General features: G+C 37.0%; 12 protein-coding genes. 2 read left to right on the forward strand and 10 right to left on the reverse strand.

Translation table 11 applies throughout. The annotated features are described in order from the left end of the window. Positions 1-66 precede the first annotated feature (66 nt). Genes EV144_RS16190 through EV144_RS16200 form a run of 3 tightly spaced genes read right to left on the reverse strand, consistent with a single transcriptional unit; the run spans position 67 to position 3,906 of the window. Positions 67-2,283 (reverse strand): xanthine dehydrogenase family protein molybdopterin-binding subunit, encoded by a 2,217-nt coding sequence (locus tag EV144_RS16190; RefSeq protein WP_134150211.1) that lies wholly within the window; start codon positions 2,281-2,283, stop codon positions 67-69. 7 nt (positions 2,284-2,290) lie between these two features. Beyond that, positions 2,291-3,271, reverse strand: coding sequence for an FAD binding domain-containing protein (locus EV144_RS16195; protein ID WP_134150212.1), 981 nt, complete (start codon positions 3,269-3,271; stop codon positions 2,291-2,293). Beyond that, complete coding sequence (locus tag EV144_RS16200) at positions 3,268-3,906, reverse strand: (2Fe-2S)-binding protein (protein ID WP_134150213.1); 639 nt, start codon at positions 3,904-3,906, stop codon at positions 3,268-3,270. The genes EV144_RS16195 and EV144_RS16200 overlap by 4 nt, the downstream gene beginning before the upstream one ends. A gap of 374 nt (positions 3,907-4,280) precedes the next feature. On the opposite strand from EV144_RS16200, the gene EV144_RS16205 reads away from it, so the two are divergent. After that, complete coding sequence (locus tag EV144_RS16205) at positions 4,281-5,417, forward strand: cysteine desulfurase family protein (RefSeq protein WP_134150214.1); 1,137 nt, start codon at positions 4,281-4,283, stop codon at positions 5,415-5,417. Here EV144_RS16205 and EV144_RS16210 read toward each other — a convergent pair. Beyond that, positions 5,406-6,035, reverse strand: coding sequence for an NTP transferase domain-containing protein (locus EV144_RS16210; RefSeq protein ID WP_243854689.1), 630 nt, complete (start codon positions 6,033-6,035; stop codon positions 5,406-5,408). The two genes, EV144_RS16205 and EV144_RS16210, sit on opposite strands and share 12 nt — an antisense overlap. After that, positions 5,998-7,122: an XdhC family protein gene (locus EV144_RS16215; RefSeq protein WP_134150215.1), complete on the reverse strand. Its 1,125-nt coding sequence runs from the start codon at positions 7,120-7,122 to the stop codon at positions 5,998-6,000. Before EV144_RS16215 ends, EV144_RS16210 begins: the two co-directional genes overlap by 38 nt. A 126-nt stretch (positions 7,123-7,248) precedes the next feature. Between EV144_RS16215 and EV144_RS16220 the strand changes: the two genes are divergently transcribed. Then, positions 7,249-7,581 carry a YegP family protein gene (locus tag EV144_RS16220; protein WP_134150216.1) on the forward strand — a complete coding sequence of 111 codons (333 nt, stop codon included), beginning with the start codon at positions 7,249-7,251 and terminating at the stop codon, positions 7,579-7,581. Positions 7,582-7,827: 246 nt separating this feature from the next. On the opposite strand, the gene EV144_RS16225 is transcribed toward EV144_RS16220, so the two are convergent. The 5 genes from EV144_RS16225 to EV144_RS16245 all read right to left on the reverse strand — a co-directional run bounded on the left by EV144_RS16225 (position 7,828) and on the right by EV144_RS16245 (position 16,753). Beyond that, a complete protein-coding gene (locus EV144_RS16225; RefSeq protein WP_134150217.1) occupies positions 7,828-8,217 on the reverse strand; it encodes a helix-turn-helix transcriptional regulator in 390 nt (129 codons plus the stop codon). Positions 8,218-8,396: 179 nt separating this feature from the next. Continuing rightward, positions 8,397-8,816 (reverse strand): hypothetical protein, encoded by a 420-nt coding sequence (locus EV144_RS16230; protein ID WP_134150218.1) that lies wholly within the window; start codon positions 8,814-8,816, stop codon positions 8,397-8,399. Positions 8,817-9,157: 341 nt separating this feature from the next. Next, positions 9,158-12,037 (reverse strand): RICIN domain-containing protein, encoded by a 2,880-nt coding sequence (locus EV144_RS16235; RefSeq protein WP_243854690.1) that lies wholly within the window; start codon positions 12,035-12,037, stop codon positions 9,158-9,160. A 323-nt stretch (positions 12,038-12,360) separates the two neighbouring features. Further along, entirely contained in the window at positions 12,361-13,983 is a 1,623-nt protein-coding gene (locus EV144_RS16240) for a glycosyl hydrolase family 18 protein (protein ID WP_134150219.1), read from the reverse strand. Between the two features lie 100 nt (positions 13,984-14,083). Then, a complete protein-coding gene (locus tag EV144_RS16245; protein WP_134150220.1) occupies positions 14,084-16,753 on the reverse strand; it encodes a beta-1,3-glucanase family protein in 2,670 nt (889 codons plus the stop codon). Positions 16,754-16,811 lie beyond the last annotated feature (58 nt).

Below are 16,811 nucleotides of genomic sequence, written 5' to 3' on the forward strand. Positions count from 1 at the left end.
ATATAGCAATAAAAAAATCCCTTTAAGATCAATTTCCTTAAAGGGATTTTATTTTTATATATCAAATTAAGCCGTTGCTGTCGATGGTTCGATGATTTTATCCAAAGTGATAGGCAAATCTCTAACGCGTTTTCCAGTTGCATTAAAAACGGCATTGGCAATTGCAGGCGCCATTCCGACCAAAGCCGTTTCTCCCAAACCTTTTGTTCCCATTGGGTTGCTTACAGGGTCTTTTTTATTGACAAAGAAAACTTCTTGTTTTTCAATATCTGCGTTTACAGGAACATGATAATCTGCAAAATTATTATTGATTGGTCTTCCGAAGCGGTGATCAATTTCTAAAGCTTCCATCAATCCCATTCCGATTCCGCCTACTGCACCGCCAAACATTTGTCCCGCAGAAGTTTTTTGGCTGATTACTGTACCAATATCAGCACAAGAAACCACGTGCGCCAATCTTATTTTTCCAAGATTTGGGTTTACCAGAACTTTTACAAAATGCACTGAGAATGAGTAAATAGAATATTTTTTAGCTTCTTCGTTTGCTTTAGATTCATTTTCTACGGCTAATTCTTCTAATTTATTTTCACTTAAAAGCGAAGCCAAACTTATTGATTTAGCACTATTTTTTTTAGAAACAACCATTCCTTCAACCAATTCTAAATCTTCAGCAGGAATATTTTTAAAAATTGGATTCTGAGAAGCCAATGTTATGGCTTTTGTTACCAATAATTTACAAGCATCATTTACAGCCGAACCAACAGATGAAGTCGTTGCAGAACCACCTTGCGTTGGGCCTTTAGGAAGTCCGCTTTTTCCCATTTCAATAACAATATTTTCTGCGGGAAAACCTGTAATATCGGTACCAATTGCCGTCATCATAGTTGCCGTTCCCGGGCCCATATCGTTTACACTGCATTGTAATATCAAAGTACCATTTGGTAAAAATTTTGCTTTTACAGAAGTAGCACTTCTATAACATCCAAAAGTTCCCGTTCCCATTCCGTAACCTACAAGCCATTCGCCTTCACGAACTGATGCCGGTGTATTTTTACGGTTTTTCCAGCCAATTTTTTCCATTCCCGCTTCGTAACATTCTAAAAGATGTTTACTGCTCCACGGTTTATTTTGTTCCTGATCTTTATCAGCGTGATTTAGTTTACGAAATTCAATTGGGTCCATATTTAGCTTATGTGCCAATTCATCCATCGCACATTCTAAAGCAAAAGAACCTGTTGCTTCGCCCGGACCACGCATCCAGATTGGCGTACAAGTATCTACAGAAACAATACGATAACGTGTTGTAACATTTTGTGAATCATATAAAAATCGTGACATGTTTACTGTGCCTTCCATAAAATCTTCATAAGAAGAAGTCTGTGCTACAGCTTCATGCGTAAGTCCCACAATTTTTCCGTCTTTAGAAGCGCCTAAACCAATATTCTGAATGGTATAAGGCCTGTGTCCAACATTGGTAAACATCTGTTCGCGATGCAATACTAATTTTACCGGTCTTCCTAATTTTTTAGCTCCCATAAGTGCCGCGATTTCATACGGCCAGGTATGCAGACCCATTCCAAAAGCACCTCCAACATATTCTGAATTTACGACCACATCTGTTGGCGGAATTCCGAATACAGTACCAATGCTTTTTCGGGTTCCTTCTACACCTTGACTTTTAGTATAAACTGTCGGTTTATTTCCGTCCCATTTTGCGATTATATTCGCTAATTCCATTGGGTTGTGAACCTCTGTCGGAATTGTATATTCGGCTTCTAAAACTACATCAGCATTTTTATAACCGTCTTGTACACCGCGGTTGTAATCACCACCTTTTTTGCCTTCAACTTTTCGTTCTTTATCTTTTTCTTTTGCTTTATGAAGTTCTGTAATATGCTCTTCTTTAGTATAAACTGCTTTAACGAGACTTGCTGCATATTGCATACGCTCAAAAGTATCTGCAATTACAAGTGCAATTGGCTGGTCGTAATACAAAATGGTATCGTCTTTAAAAATCTGTAACGGCTGCCCAAAATTATGCGGATCTTTTGCATCTTTATATCCGGCTGGTTTATCTACATTTAAATGCGTTATTACCGCCAAAACACCCGGAGCCCATTCTGCTTTTTTGGTGTCAATGGTTTTAATTCTTCCTTTTGCGATTGTACTTCCAACCAAACAAGCGTACACTACACCGTCTGTTTTATATTCTGCCGAATACGTGGCGCTTCCGGTTACTTTTGCAAATCCATCGACTCTGTTAATATTACTTGTTTTGCTCATAATATGCTTATTTAGATGCAGCTATCGTTAATGCTTCTGCAATGGCATTCGCGCCAAGCGTTATTTTAAAATTATTATCTCCATAACCTTTTGCTTCTTTCATAGCCAAATCTCCGGCATGTTTAAAAGTACTTTCAGAAACTGTTTTTCCTTTTAGATATTCTTCTGCTTCGGTCAGTCTCCACGGTTTATGCGCCACACCGCCCATAGCGATCGTTGCGTTTTTGATAATATTATTTTGAATGTCTAAACCTGCGGCCACAGATACTAATGCAAATGCATAACTGCTGCGGTCGCGGACTTTTAGATAATGTACATTTTTGGTGAAATTATTTTCGGGAATTTCAACAGAAGTAATCAATTCGTTCTTTTCTAATGTATTGTCTTTCTCTGGTTTATTTCCGGGAAGACGATGAAAATCCCCAAATTTGATTTCTCTTTTTCCTTTTGGGCCTTCTACAAAAACGGTAGCGTCCAGCGCAGCAAGTGCTATACACATATCACTTGGGTGAACGGCAATGCAACTGTCTGAAGCACCAAAAACGGCATGCATTCTGTTGGAACCTCCAATGGCACCGCAGCCACTTTTGGGAACTCGTTTATTGCAGGGCATATCGGTATTGTAAAAATAAGAACAACGAGTACGCTGTAACATATTCCCCCCAACCGTTGCCATATGTCTGATTTGTTGTGATGCACCTGCCGACAAAGCAAGCGACAACAACGGATATTTTTCTTTGATTTGTTTGTCTTCGGCAACCTGACTGTTTTTTGCTAATGCGCCGATGGAAACTTTTTGGGTTAAAAATTCTATCTTTTTTAAATCTATTGCATTGATATCTATCAATTTATCTGGAGTGGCAACATTTTTCTTCATTAAATCAACCAGATTTGTTCCTCCGGCAATATACATCGATGAAGCTTCTTTGCCAGAACTGGTTACGGCCGAACCTGCTGATAATGCTCTAATTATTTGGAAGTTTTTCATGACAGCATCCCTCCTTCCTTCACTTCTGTAATCGCATCTACAATATTGTGATATGCACCGCAACGGCAGATATTTCCGCTCATATATTCTCTGATTTCTTCTCTGCTGTTGGCGTGGCCTTCTTTTATGCAGGCAATACCCGACATGATTTGTCCCGGTGTACAATAGCCACATTGAAAACCGTCATTTTTGATGAAAGCTTCCTGCATTGGATGCAGTTTTTTTCCTTTAGAAAGTCCTTCGATTGTGGTTACTTGTGCATTTTGCTGCATAGATGCCAATGAGAGACAAGACAAAATTCGGGTTCCGTTTACGTGTACTGTACAGGCACCGCATTGTCCGTGGTCGCAGCCTTTTTTAGTTCCTGTTAAAAATAATTGTTCTCTTAATAAATCCAATAAAGTTGTTCTTGGTTCGATATTAAGATTGTGTTTTGTTCCATTTACTTCGATAGAAAGCGGCACGGTCTCTATATAAGAAGCAATTTTTTCGTCCCACTTGTTTTCTGACGCCATCACCAATGAAGGCGGCGTAAGAGCCAGAGCGGTAAATAATCCCGATTTTTTTATAAAGTCACGACGCGAATTAGAATCGTCCTGTACTTCATTATTTTTGCTTGTTTTTTTAGTGGCCATTCAGTCTATTTTTAAATTAGCAAAATCACAATTGTCATTCTAACAAATTTAACAATCTTATGTGAGAAATACTTATAAAATTCACACAAAACCACTATTTAGAATAATTTCATTGAGCGAAAATTTACATTTAAAGCTTTGTGAAATTTTGACGCGGATTAAACGGATTCGCTTTGCGAAAAAGCGGATTGACACGGATTTTTTCTCTCGCAGATTTAGCTGATTATGCCGATTTTTGAAAATTTAATCTGATTATAAAATCATTTAATAAAATCTGCTCAATCTGCAAAATCTGCGAGAGAAAAAATAATTACATCCAACAGCTTTACATTATAAATTTCAAAATTGTATTTTTACGAGATTAAGAATTAACTATGTCAAAGCCTCATCACATTTACCTCGATAATAACGCATCTACTCGTTTGGATGAACGTGTTTTAGAGGAAATGCTTCCGTATTTTACAGAAAATTATGCCAATGCCGGAAGTCCGCATTTGGCAGGATTGGCGGTAAAAGAAGCAGTAGAAAAAGCGGCGTGGCAGACTGCAAATTTAATTGGCGCAAAAGAAGAAGAAATCATCTTTACTTCTGGTGCTACAGAGGCCATAAATTTAGCTTTGAAAGGTTTCGAAAATGAAAACAAAAAACACATTGTTACGATTGCAACAGAACATAAAGCAGTATTAGATACCTGCCAATATTTAGAAACAATTGGATATGAGGTTACTTATCTTTCTGTTGAAAATGATGGAACTCTAAATCTTAATTTATTAAATGAAGCCATTACAGATAAAACACTGATTGTCTGTATTATGATGATTAATAATGAAATTGGTGTCATACATGACATTGCAAAAATCGCATCGATTGTTCATGCTAAAAATGCACTTTTTTTATGTGATGCTACACAGGCTGTTGGAAAAATTCCGATTGATGTAAATACACTTGGAATTGATATTATGCCGATTTCTGCACATAAATTTTATGGCCAAAAAGGTGTTGGCGCGCTTTATATTTCATCAAAAATAAAAAAGAAATTATCGCCTTTATTACACGGTGGCGGTCAACAGCAAAAACTGCGAAGCGGTACGCTTAATACAACTGGAATTATTGGTTTAGGAAAAGCTGCCGAAATTATTGTAAATGAACTTGAAAGCAATAAAGTAAAAATCGAAAAGCTTCGCGATCAATTGGAAAAAGGCTTATTACAATTTGAAGGTTCTTTTGTAAATGGAAATACTCAAAATCGAATTTTTAATACTTCTAATATTTGTTTTCCGGGCGTAAATTCAGAGACTTTAATTTTGGCTTTACAGCATATTTCGGTTTCTAATGGTTCGTCTTGTTCGGCTATAACTTCTGAACCTTCACATGTTTTAAAAGCTTTAGGATTATCAAACGAAAATGCTTTGAGTTCAATTCGTTTTAGTTTGAGCAAATACAATACTTCCGAAGAAATTGAAGAAACGATTGCCACGGTTCTTGCTTTGGCAGAGAAATTAAGAAATTAGGTTTTGATAATCTTCCTGCGTGTCAATATCAATCACGCCTTTTTCAAAAGGAACTAAAGAACTGTCTTCAATATAATTTTTAATTATTTTTTTAGCGCCAGATTGTTCATCCAATTCCAAAAGAGCATTGAAATATTTTCGCTCAAATAATACCGGAATTCCAAATGTTCCGGCATAACTGGATGCAATTATTCCTTTTTTTGTTTTAGAATGTGCAGTTACTAATTCCTCAAAAACAGTATGTGTAAGATACGGCTGATCGCAAACTGAGAAAATACAAGTGTTACTTTCGGGTGCTGAAACCATAAATTCTTTAAGTCCTGCAATAATCGACGACGACATTCCCAATTCCCAATCTGGATTAAAAACGATCTTTATTTTAGACGGATCTATTTCTTTTTCTATGGTTTCATGAACTGCGCCAGTAACGACAATTACTATCGAATTTGGAACTAATAAAGCTTCGTTTATGGTATTTTTGAGAAGTGTAGTGTTTTTAAATTCAAGCAATTGTTTGGGTTCGCCCAATCTTGAAGAATTTCCTGCGGCCAAAATTACGATACCCGTTTTATTTTCTCTTTTAGCCGACATAGGTTGTGGTGCTGTGTATTTTTCCAACTTTATATTTTAACGAAGCTCCGTTTTTAACCGACATTACGGCTTTGATTTCGGCTGTAATGGCTAAAGCAATTTCTTCTGAAGTTTCTGCGCCAACGTCCAGACCAATTGGGCCGTAAATTCGGCTAAGTTGTTCTTCGGTTATCTTTATGCCTTCATTACTCAAATCATCGATCATTCGGTCTAGTTTTGTTTTCGGACCTAAAATGCCAATATATTTACAATTGCTTTCTAAAAGCTGTTTCAGCATTTCTAAATCGTATTTATAATTGTGCGTCATTAAAACAAAATAGGTTTGCGCGTCTATTGTAATATTTTGCAGAAAATCTGCTGCTTTTATGGTAAGTACTTTTTTAGCTTCGGGAAAACGTTTTGATGTTGCATAAGCTGCGCGTCCGTCGCCAATTGTAACTTCCCAGCCCAATAAAACTGCAATTTTTTCTAAAGGCTGTACATCATTTCCTGCTCCGGCAATTATAAGTGCCGTTGGCGGATTTATGCATTCTATTAGGGCTTCTGTCTGCGATTCTTCGTTTATTTTTTTTATTATGGTGGTTTTGTTTTTCAATACTTCTTTTGCTTCAGAAAGTAATTCTAATGCATTTTCATTTTGATATAAAAGCGACATTTCATCTCTGTAGAATAAAACGGTGCCAATTTGTTCGGTATATTTTTGTATTGAAAATAAGGTAATTACAACGGCAGCTTTGCGTTCTTTTTCTAATTCCTGCAAAAGCCAAATCGGGTTGTTTTGTATCTCATCGTTTATATATTCAAAAAGAATATGAACAATTCCGTTGCAGCCAAGCTGTAAACCTATTTCTATGTCGTCTTCGTTACTGGTATTATAAGTAATAAGTTTATTCTGTTGTTGTTGTATCGAGAGTAATGCTTTTCTTAACGCATCCCCTTCTAAGCATCCACCGCTGATTGCGCCGGTAAGAACGCCGTCTTCTGTAACCAGCATACGCGCTCCGGGCTGACGGTAAGAGGAACCTTCAACTTTTACGACAGTTGCCAAAGCAGTCTTTTTTCCTGCTGTTTTTGCTTCTTTATAGGCTTTTAAGATATCGCTGATTTCTTTCATAAAAATAATTACTCCTTAACAAAAATAGCTAATTATTTTTTTAACTGATGTATGATTTGTATGACGAAGTTTTGTATTTTTATCTGCAGCAAAATATTTTAATTTCAAACCTAAACAACAAACTAAATGGGAAAATTTGTAATTACTCAAAGAAAGAACGGAGAATTTCAATTCAATTTAAAAGCAGGTAATGGACAAACTATTTTAACCAGCGAAGGTTATTCGAGCAAATCGGCTTGTACTAACGGAATTGAATCTGTAAAAACGAATTCGCAGGACGATAGCAAATATGACAAAAAAGAATCTACAAGCGGAAAACCATATTTTAATTTAAAAGCTGGAAACGGCCAGATTATCGGCGCAAGCGAAATGTATGAGAGTACTGCTGCAAGAGATAACGGAATTGCTTCTGTAAAATCAAATGCTCCTGAAGCTACGACAGACGATCAGACTTCTTAAATTTATTGATGTATAATAATAAAAAAAGCGAAGTTTTATGACTTCGCTTTTTTTGTTTTTCTTAGTGTATTTATAATCACAAATGTTATTTCCTGCAATTTTGTCATTGCGAGGAACGAAGCAACCACACTAAATAATTATACAAAGTTTGATTTTGCAAATGAGATTGCTTCGTTCCTCGCAATGACAAAACTGGACTTAACTTTACTAAATTTTAATTCGTGAAATTAGTGGCAAAAAAACCAATTAAATGTCACCAAATTTGTCTTTGTAACGGTCTAATTCTTGTTCTGTTCTGCTGAGTAATTTTTCTAAGAGTTCTATTTTATCTTCGTAAAGATGTTTTAGCGCTGCGCTGTCGTCAGAATTTATGATGACTCCTGAACTGTTGTTGTTTCCTTTTACGGTGTTGAAACTATTGAAATAACGCTGGCTGTCGAAACTAATTATGTCTTCTACGCTGACTTCTAGTATCCGGGCAATTTCGACTAGTTTTGCAAAGGAAAGAATGGTTTTTCCTTTTTCTATTTTACTGTAACCTGCTTGTGTGACGCCCAATTGATCGGCGACATATTCCTGAGTATAATTTTTCAACTCTCTAATACTTTTGATTTTGTTTTTTATTGAAGTGGTCATAAGCTTTGCTTGGGGGGATTTTAGGAGCTATACCGTTTTAATGAATATCTGATTTTTCGACTGTAGGTAAATGGAAAAATCTTTTTTATTTCTTTTTCATGGTGATTATAAAACCATAAACTATAGCTAAAAAGATAAAGGCTATGTGGTAATTTGAGTTTTCGGTTAAGAACATTAATTTAGATTAAAATTGGGGATTTGCTTTCCTGAACGAGGCGATTAAACTCTAAGGATAAATATTGATCTATTTGTTTTCCGATTACTGGACGGTCTAAAGTCTTGATTTTGACTTTGGTTTCTTTTCTGTAAATGTCTTTTACAATTACATAATATTCAAACTCTATTGTATTATGAAATCTTAAAATTATGAGTACTGTATACATTAACAAAGCCGGGACGATGTAATACAATTCCATTAAATTTGAAAAAAACATGCAATAATAGGCTAAGGCAGTGACTGAAATAAAGGCACCGTTTTCGAGAAGGTAGGTCTTCTTTTTTTTGAGAAGACCAAGCTCTACAATTTCATTAAAATTGTATTGCCAGCGTTTTGAACCATAGTCAAAATGAACATGGTCATTTGTAAGGGTAATGAACATAATAATTAAGCGTTATTAAAAAAATAAGAATATATTTGTACAGAAAGCAAATGTAAAACTGGCTTCATACGAGAATATGGTATGAAAATGCTAATATTCTGACATTAAACTTTATAATCGCAATATTACGAATTAAACTCCCTTTTTTTCCTACAAGACCCTTATAGAATATAACTAAAAGTTATAATTAATTCTAAAATGTAAAGTTTTACTTATCATTCAGGGCAAATCAGGCTATTCTATTCTATCTTACTTTTAAATTTTAAAAATAACGCTATAAAAAAAGCCCCAAACGTCTCTAATTTCGAGAACGTTTGAGGCTTTCATAACTAACTCAAATCTTATTTTTTAATAAAACGTTTTGTTGTTTTAGTTCCGTCTTTATCAAAAACGATAAAATAAATTCCCGTTCTTAAACCTGAAACATTCAGACTGTTTTCGCTGATTTTCTGGAAAGCAATTACAGTTCCGGTTTGAGAATCTACAACGCTTACATTTCCTCCTGTTATATCTTTGGTAAAATATAGGATATCTTCGGTAGGATTTGGATATACGTTTAATGCAATAGCTTCTGTTTGATCATCAATTGAGACCATAGCTGCCGAAACTGGCGCCCCCGCACCAACTTTGGTAATTCTGATCCAATTGATGTTCATTCCCGTATTCTGAATATAAATTCCAAAATTGTACGTTCCTGCATTTACATTCACAGTTTGCGTTACGGTCTGCCAGTTTTGCCAGCCTCCGGTATTAGGCACATCAACATTTCCTAATAAAACAGTACCGCCGTTTAAGTCTGAAGATAATTTACCTCCTGTAACTTCACTTGCAACTCTGTATTCTATTAAATAAGAACCATTTGTTGGAAAATTGATATTGTTGTACGCCATCCAGTCGCCTGTTTCGGTATAACCAACATTTAATCCTCCGCCAGCGTCTGTTGTCGTTTCGGTTTGAATACCACTCATTGCAGAGTAATCTTCTGCCTGAATTAATGTTGAAGTCTGCGCGCTTGTTGTAGCAATTAATTTCCATTGTCCGCACGTTTGTCCGTTGTCGTCCCATTGCTGAACATTAGCGCCGTTTGCTGTGCTTGCTCCGGCAACCTCAACAATTCTACCGCTGTGACGAGCAATAATTTTATAGAATCCATCGCCAGCCGAAACTAATATAAATTGCTGATTTGTAGTTCCGTTATACGGATATTGCTCTACATTGGCCCCATTGGCTTTATTAAAATTATTTACATCTAAAGACTGTCCGCTATGATTCACAATGATTTTATACAATCCGTCGCCTAAATGCGTAAAAGTATATTTCTGATTGTTTCCGGTATTTACCGTTCCCTGCGCAACGTTTGCTCCGTTTGATAAACTGGCGTTCCAGACATCCATATTTAAACCACTATTTCTGTTTTGAAGAAAGAAAGTTTGGTTTCCTAAAGTAGTAACACCGTTGGCTAATATTCTAATCGAACTTACTTTATCGTTCCAGGTTGTATTTAAACACGAATTATCAGAATTTATTACCGTTGAAGCTCCTCCAAAATTATCATCCTGATATAAAATCGCCTGAAATCCCTGAGTGATTTTTAGTGACGAAATATCATCGTTTAAAACTCCTAAAGAATTTAATCTTGCCAGATTATAATCTCCAATAGTTAATCCGCCAGAAAAACCGGTGTAGTTACAATCTTTATAAACCGTAATTACATCTGTAGATGCCGCAATATTTCCTCCCGGTGGAATTGTTCCTGTAATGGAATAACTTCCGATAGAACCATACGCCGAATAACCGCCAGAACCAGCATTTCCTGCTCCTGTTCCGTCAACGCCTACAAAATATTTTCCTGCCGGAAGATTTACATTCATAGAAGCATTCAAAGCAAAAGGATCAGAATTCCAATACGTTCCCATTTCTGCTCCTGCCGAATTGTATAATCGCATTAAAAGATGCAGATTCCCGTCTCTGGAAACAGTATTTGCATTAATAGAAACATTTCCTCCACCAGTAGTAAACGTAAAAAAGTCATAATCGGCTTCGCTCGAAATAATTCCGTTTTTCTGATTGATTGCACCGCTTGCGTTATAATCTAAAGTTGCTGCAGATCCAGTTGTATTTCCGTAATCATCTCCTCTGTAACCTACTCCAAATTTTGAACCTGCAATAGTGGCGACATCATCCTGAAGATTGTTGGCAAAATTGTACTCGCCTTTGCTCCATTGTACAACAGGTCTGTAATATCCTGCACCCATAATTGGCGCCCAAGCAGTATTATTTAAACCTACGAAATAATCTTCTGCCGGATTCGTACGTCCGTCATGACCCAAATCAAAAGTATGTCCAACTTCGTGTGCCGAAGCGTCTCCACCAGATTTTCCAGAAGTAATAAATACCCAGCACGGCACATCGTTATCCCAATTAAAAGAACCAATATACGCTACTCCGCCCGCTCCCGGCGCTGCAGTATTGGTTGGCGTCACTACAACTCGTATTCTTCGGTTTCTTGGATAGGAATTAAAAACGGCTTCATTTGTGGTAACGTTTACATTAAAAGGTCTGTAATCTTCAGATACTACTTCCCAATGTTGCTGTACATCTGCATCGCTCATTCCAGAAGCTGCAGCGTTGATGGCATTTCCGTTGTTCCAAAGATTTCCAGCCGGCATATTGTAACCGTCAAAATCTAACATTACACAGCCCGCTGCGCCCGGTAAACTTTGAAGATTTAATAATGCTGGTGCAATTGCTGCAACCTCAGCTTTACTTGTTGATTTGTTTGCTGCATTTGAAGGAACGTTTCTATAATCGATACAAACTAAAGTATTGATATCAACTTTCTTTACAAAAGCGTTTCCTGCAGCATCTGAGTAATATTTGTAGGCTTCTTTTGCGGCTTTCAAAAGAATGTGTCCTTCCAGTGTTTGGTCTTTGACTTTAATGTAAAATGAAGATTCCGGAATGTTTTTAATTTCTCCGATCAGAAATTCACTAGACGCATCTGATTCTTTAAAATTAATTTTTCCGTTGAAGTTTTTAGCATTGGAAACTTCAAGTAAAACTGTTTTTTCTGCACTTTTTGAAGTTGCAGAAGTAACAAGTCCTTTTTTTAAATTGTTCATAAATGTTCTACTCGAACCTAAAGAAGTCTGCGCGACGGCAAAACTTGTAAAAGCAATAAATACGAGCAAACTTAACCGTAATCTGTAGTTGTTTTTCATAATCTATGTAGGGGTTTGGGGTTTATGCTTTTTTGAGTGTTGTTTTTTTAACACATAGATACATAGCATACTTTGGGGTAAAAAAGGCGTTTCACTTTTCTTTAAAACACATAGCTATGTGTGAGAAACTAGTTTCTTTTTACATTCTTATTTAATCTAAAAAAACCTATGTCTCTATGTGTTTATTTTTTTGTCACTCCCGATGGCTATCGGGAGTGGCAGAAAAATTTAACCGCAAAGAGCGCAAGGTTTACGTAAAGGACATAAAGCTTTATCAAAATAACTTCGTGTTTTTCTTTGCGAACTTTGCGGTTAAAAAAAGCTTATTTTTTAATAAAACGTCTCACCGTTTTAATTCCGTCTTTTTCTACAGCAATTAAATAGATACCGCTTTTTAAAGTCGAAACATCTATACTATTGTTGCTTACCGTTTGAGAAGAAACTGTTGCTCCGCCTTCGGTATTGATGATATTTACATTTCCACCAGAAACTTCAGCTGTAAAGAAAAGTTCACTTTCTGCCGGATTTGGATAAATAGTCAGGCTTTCGATTTTATCAGATGGAGCAGATTTTGCTGCCAAAGCTGAACCCGATTTTGTAATTCTAAACCAGTTTAGGTTTACACCAGAAGCCTGAATGTAAATTCCGAAATTGTACGTTCCTGCATTTACGTTTACGGTTTGAGAAACGGTTTGCCAGTTTTGCCATCCTCCAGTATTCGGCACATTTACAGCGCCAAGCTGAATTGTTCCGGCATTTAAATCTGATGATAATCTTGCTCCTGTAACGGCACTTGCAACTCTGTATTCTATTACATAATTTCCTGAAGTTGGGAAATTGATATTGTAATACGCCATCCAGTCGCCTGTGTCTGCGTAACCAACATTTAATCCTCCGCCAGTATCTGTTGTCGCTTCGGTTTGTACACCGCTCATTGTAGAATAATTTTCTGCTTGTATTAAAGTTCCTGTTCCCGGAGGATTACTTCCTTTTACAACTTGATCTACAGCTGTAAGCAATGATTTTGAACCTGTTGCATCTTGCGATAATTCCCAAATCATAACACCGCCAGAATTTTGAATGGCAAAAGTTGTTTTTGCTTTAATAGTCGGGATTCCGTTATAATAAATAGTATTTCCAACCTGATCCAGATTTTCTGCTCCCGGATATTGCGCCACTATATTGGCATAAGAAATTCCCTGATTGGCAGAAGCTCCAAAACCGTATCCGTAAAACGGAAGTCCGATAATGGCTTTTGCTGCAGGTAAACCTCTTCCTGTCCAATAATTAAATTGATTAACCGCCATACTGTAAGGTGAATGTTGCCCAGGGCTGTTTGGCTGCCACGGACCTGTTGCATCATACGCCATGATGTTGATCCAGTCGTAAGCTGCAAAAGTAGATGCAGGTACATTTGCACCACCATATCCTTCTGAAAGCGCTGCCGAAATCAATTTACCATTGGCATGAAGTTTATTCGCCAAAGCAATTACAAATCCTCCGTAATCTCCATTAATAGCAGGACCTTCAAGATCTACGTCGATCCCATCAAAATTGTGGGCTACAACATAATCATACAGCTTTTGAATAAAAGCGGTTCTGTTTGCTGGTGTAATCAAATTAAAATAATTGTCGCGAATGGCGCCGCCTTCTGAAACTGAACCTCCTCCAAGCGATACAAATACTTTTACATTTTGGGCATGTGCAGCATTTATAATCGTGTTGCTTCCGGAGTTGAAACTTAGATACCCATTTGCATCTGGATTTTCAAATGCAATATTAATGTGGGTTAATTTGCTGTACTGTACACTGCTCGAAAACGAGTTGAGATCGACCCAGTTTGGGATGTACGCAATTACTTTTTTCTGTGCAATTGACAAATTGCAAACTCCAAATACTAAAATCATCATCCATTTTAGCGGCATTTTTTTGTAGTTGTTTTTCATAATGTTCATAATTCAATAGTTAATAGTAGGGTTTAATTATTGCTTTGAAAGTGAGAAGCCCTGAACAATTAAATGCCCAAGGCTCTTACTTATTCTGAAATTATTTTTTTAGAAAACGTTTTACAGTCTTCTCTCCGTTTTTATTAAAAACTACCAGATAAATTCCGGTTTTTAAACGCGAAACATCAATACTGTTATTGCTGATTTTCTGCTCAGAAACTACTGTTCCTGTCTGAGAATCTACAATACTTATATTTTCTCCGTTTACGGCTGATGTAACATAAAGTGTATTTTCTGCCGGACTTGGGTAAACGCTTAATGCCGTTTCTGCAACTTCTTCTTGTACGGGAACAGAAGCTGTTTTTGCAGCTGCACCAGCACCAACTTTAGTAATTTTGATCCAGTTGATGTTCATTCCGGTATTCTGAATGTAGATTCCGAAATTGTACGTTCCTGCATTTACGTTTACGGTTTGAGAAACCGTCTGCCAGTTTTGCCATCCTCCGGTATTTGGAATATCAACATTTCCCAATTGTATCGTTCCTGCATTTAAATCTGCAGATAATTTCCCTCCGGTAACGGCACTTGCCACTCTGTATTCTATTAAATAAGAACCCGTTGTTGGGAAATTAATACTGTTGTATGCCATCCAGTCGCCTGTTTCGGTGTAACCAACATTTGAGCCTCCGCCTGCATCTGTAGTGGCTTCAACCTGAATACCGCTCATAGAAGAGTAATCTTCTGCCTGAATTAAAACGGAAGTCTGAGAACTTGTTGCCGGAACTAATTTCCATTGTCCGCAAATTTGATTGTTATTATCCCATTGCTGCACAATTGCGCCAGAAGCTGTGCTTGCTCCTGCAACCTCAACAATTCTTCCGCTGTGGCGTGCAACAATTTTGTAGAATCCATCTCCCGTAGCAACCAAAATAAACTGCTGGTTTGTAGTTGCATTGTATGGATATTGCTCTACACGTGCGCCATTTGCTTTATTGAAATTATTAATATCCATAGACATACCACTGTGGTTTGCTATGATTTTATACATTCCGTCTCCTAAATGCGTTAAAGTAAATTTCTGATTGTTTCCAGAAGTCAAAGCGCCTTGGTTTATTCCAGCACCGTTCGCCATGCTTGCCGTCCAAACATCCATATACAAACCGCTGTTTCTGTTTTGTAAAAAGAAAGTCTGATTTCCTAAAGTTGTAGTTCCGTTTGCAATAATTCTTATCGAAGTTACTTTATCATTCCAGGTCGTATTCAAACAAGAATTATCAGAATTGATTACCGTTGAAGCTCCTGTAAAATTATCATCCTGATATAAAATCGCCTGGAAACCTTGCGTAATTTTTAATGAAGAAATATCATCGTTTAAAATTCCAAGCGTATTTAATTTCGCTAAATTATAATCTCCAATTGTTAATCCGCCAGAGAATCCAGTGTAATTACAATCTTTATAAACTGTGATTACGTCTGTCGTTGCCGGAACGGAAGGAACAGTTCCTGCATATCCTCCAAAAGTGGCAATAACTTTAGTTGGTTGTGGCGAATGCAATGATGGTGACTGATCTGCAACATCATCATAAGCAAATCCGTACGCCAGATTGTCTACGCTGATTCCCGGTAAATGCCAAAATTTAGAATAATGATTCGTTGGGTTTACCTGATAAAATTTTGATGCATCGTACCAGTTTTGCTGCCCCGGATTTGGCGTTGTAGTATTTACAACGTGTCTGTTTATTGCCGCCGTTAATTGCGCCTGAATAACCAAATCTAAATCTCCGTCAACTAATCTTCTGTCCAGAACACCTTTTCCTTCCAACGCTTCCTGAGTCGAAGGTCTGTTTTGTACGCGTCCTGTACGACCAACAAATCCGCCGGATTGTCCAACCATTTCTAGTTGTTCGCCAATAACTCTTCCTTTAAAAACTCCGGCGTCTCCGGCATAAAAGATTAAATCTTCATTTTTGTATTTGTTCCAAATCGCATCAATGTATGATTTTAGATAATTCGCCTGAGGTCCAACTGAAGTTCCTCCTGATCCATCCGCGAAAGCAGGAGTTTTAGACGGCGCCGTAATTTCGCCTGTGGCATCGTTTACACATCCTTGAAATTCTGACGGAACATTGGCTTTAAAAGCGGCTACGATATCGGCATGTTTTTTTAATTCACCCACACGTTTTTGGTATCCGTTTGCTCCAAATAATTCCAATCCCATTGGGTATTTATACGAATCTACTCTTGATGGATTTCCGAAGAAACCGTATTGATTGTTCGTCAATTCGATGATTTCATACAAAATTCCCTGATTCGGATCTGTTGCATTTAACGGGTTTGGCGAAGTATATCCTGACGGAGCGCCACTTGCACCAAAGAAATAAAAATACAATTGCTGTCCTTTTGAAATGAAAACTCTACAACCCGCAATTTGTGGCAAAGTGAATGTTTTGTTAGTGATTTCACTCAACTTTGTAAAACACGCTGCATATTTTGAGTTTTGTCCCGGGCCGGTATTCCCACCAATTGTTGGTCCAGTTACGGTATTATAAGAAGAACTCATTGGCAAAACCTGACTTGTTTTGGCGTTTACCCAAACGTGGTTTCCGGTAGTATAATCGATACCTACAATGGCTACATAAAGCTCATTGTCATTGTATGTTGAAGTATTACTTATGGTAAAGGGAATGGGTCCTTGCCCGTGCATCAAATTTGAAAACACCAGAAAGAGTGTCATCAAAAAAGAAATTCTTGTAAGTCTAATTTGTTTCATATCTAAATTTTTTTGGGGTTACTAAATTAATTTTCAACCTTAAAAAATCATTTGAATA

This window comes from Flavobacterium sp. 270 (genome assembly GCF_004368785.1).
Classification (GTDB): Bacteria; Bacteroidota; Bacteroidia; order Flavobacteriales; family Flavobacteriaceae; genus Flavobacterium.

Bases quoted from the DNA above. Each gene is read 5' to 3' on its own strand.
- EV144_RS16225 (WP_134150217.1), bottom strand. From the start codon at position 8,217: ATGACCACTTCAATAAAAAACAAAATCAAAAGTATTAGAGAGTTGAAA.
- EV144_RS16220 (WP_134150216.1), top strand. From the start codon at position 7,249: ATGGGAAAATTTGTAATTACTCAAAGAAAGAACGGAGAATTTCAATTC.
- EV144_RS16200 (WP_134150213.1), bottom strand. From the start codon at position 3,906: ATGGCCACTAAAAAAACAAGCAAAAATAATGAAGTACAGGACGATTCT.
- EV144_RS16235 (WP_243854690.1), bottom strand. From the start codon at position 12,037: ATGAAAAACAACTACAGATTACGGTTAAGTTTGCTCGTATTTATTGCT.
- EV144_RS16195 (WP_134150212.1), bottom strand. From the start codon at position 3,271: ATGAAAAACTTCCAAATAATTAGAGCATTATCAGCAGGTTCGGCCGTA.
- EV144_RS16240 (WP_134150219.1), bottom strand. From the start codon at position 13,983: ATGAAAAACAACTACAAAAAAATGCCGCTAAAATGGATGATGATTTTA.
- EV144_RS16215 (WP_134150215.1), bottom strand. From the start codon at position 7,122: ATGAAAGAAATCAGCGATATCTTAAAAGCCTATAAAGAAGCAAAAACA.
- EV144_RS16205 (WP_134150214.1), top strand. From the start codon at position 4,281: ATGTCAAAGCCTCATCACATTTACCTCGATAATAACGCATCTACTCGT.
- EV144_RS16190 (WP_134150211.1), bottom strand. From the start codon at position 2,283: ATGAGCAAAACAAGTAATATTAACAGAGTCGATGGATTTGCAAAAGTA.
- EV144_RS16245 (WP_134150220.1), bottom strand. From the start codon at position 16,753: ATGAAACAAATTAGACTTACAAGAATTTCTTTTTTGATGACACTCTTT.
- EV144_RS16230 (WP_134150218.1), bottom strand. From the start codon at position 8,816: ATGTTCATTACCCTTACAAATGACCATGTTCATTTTGACTATGGTTCA.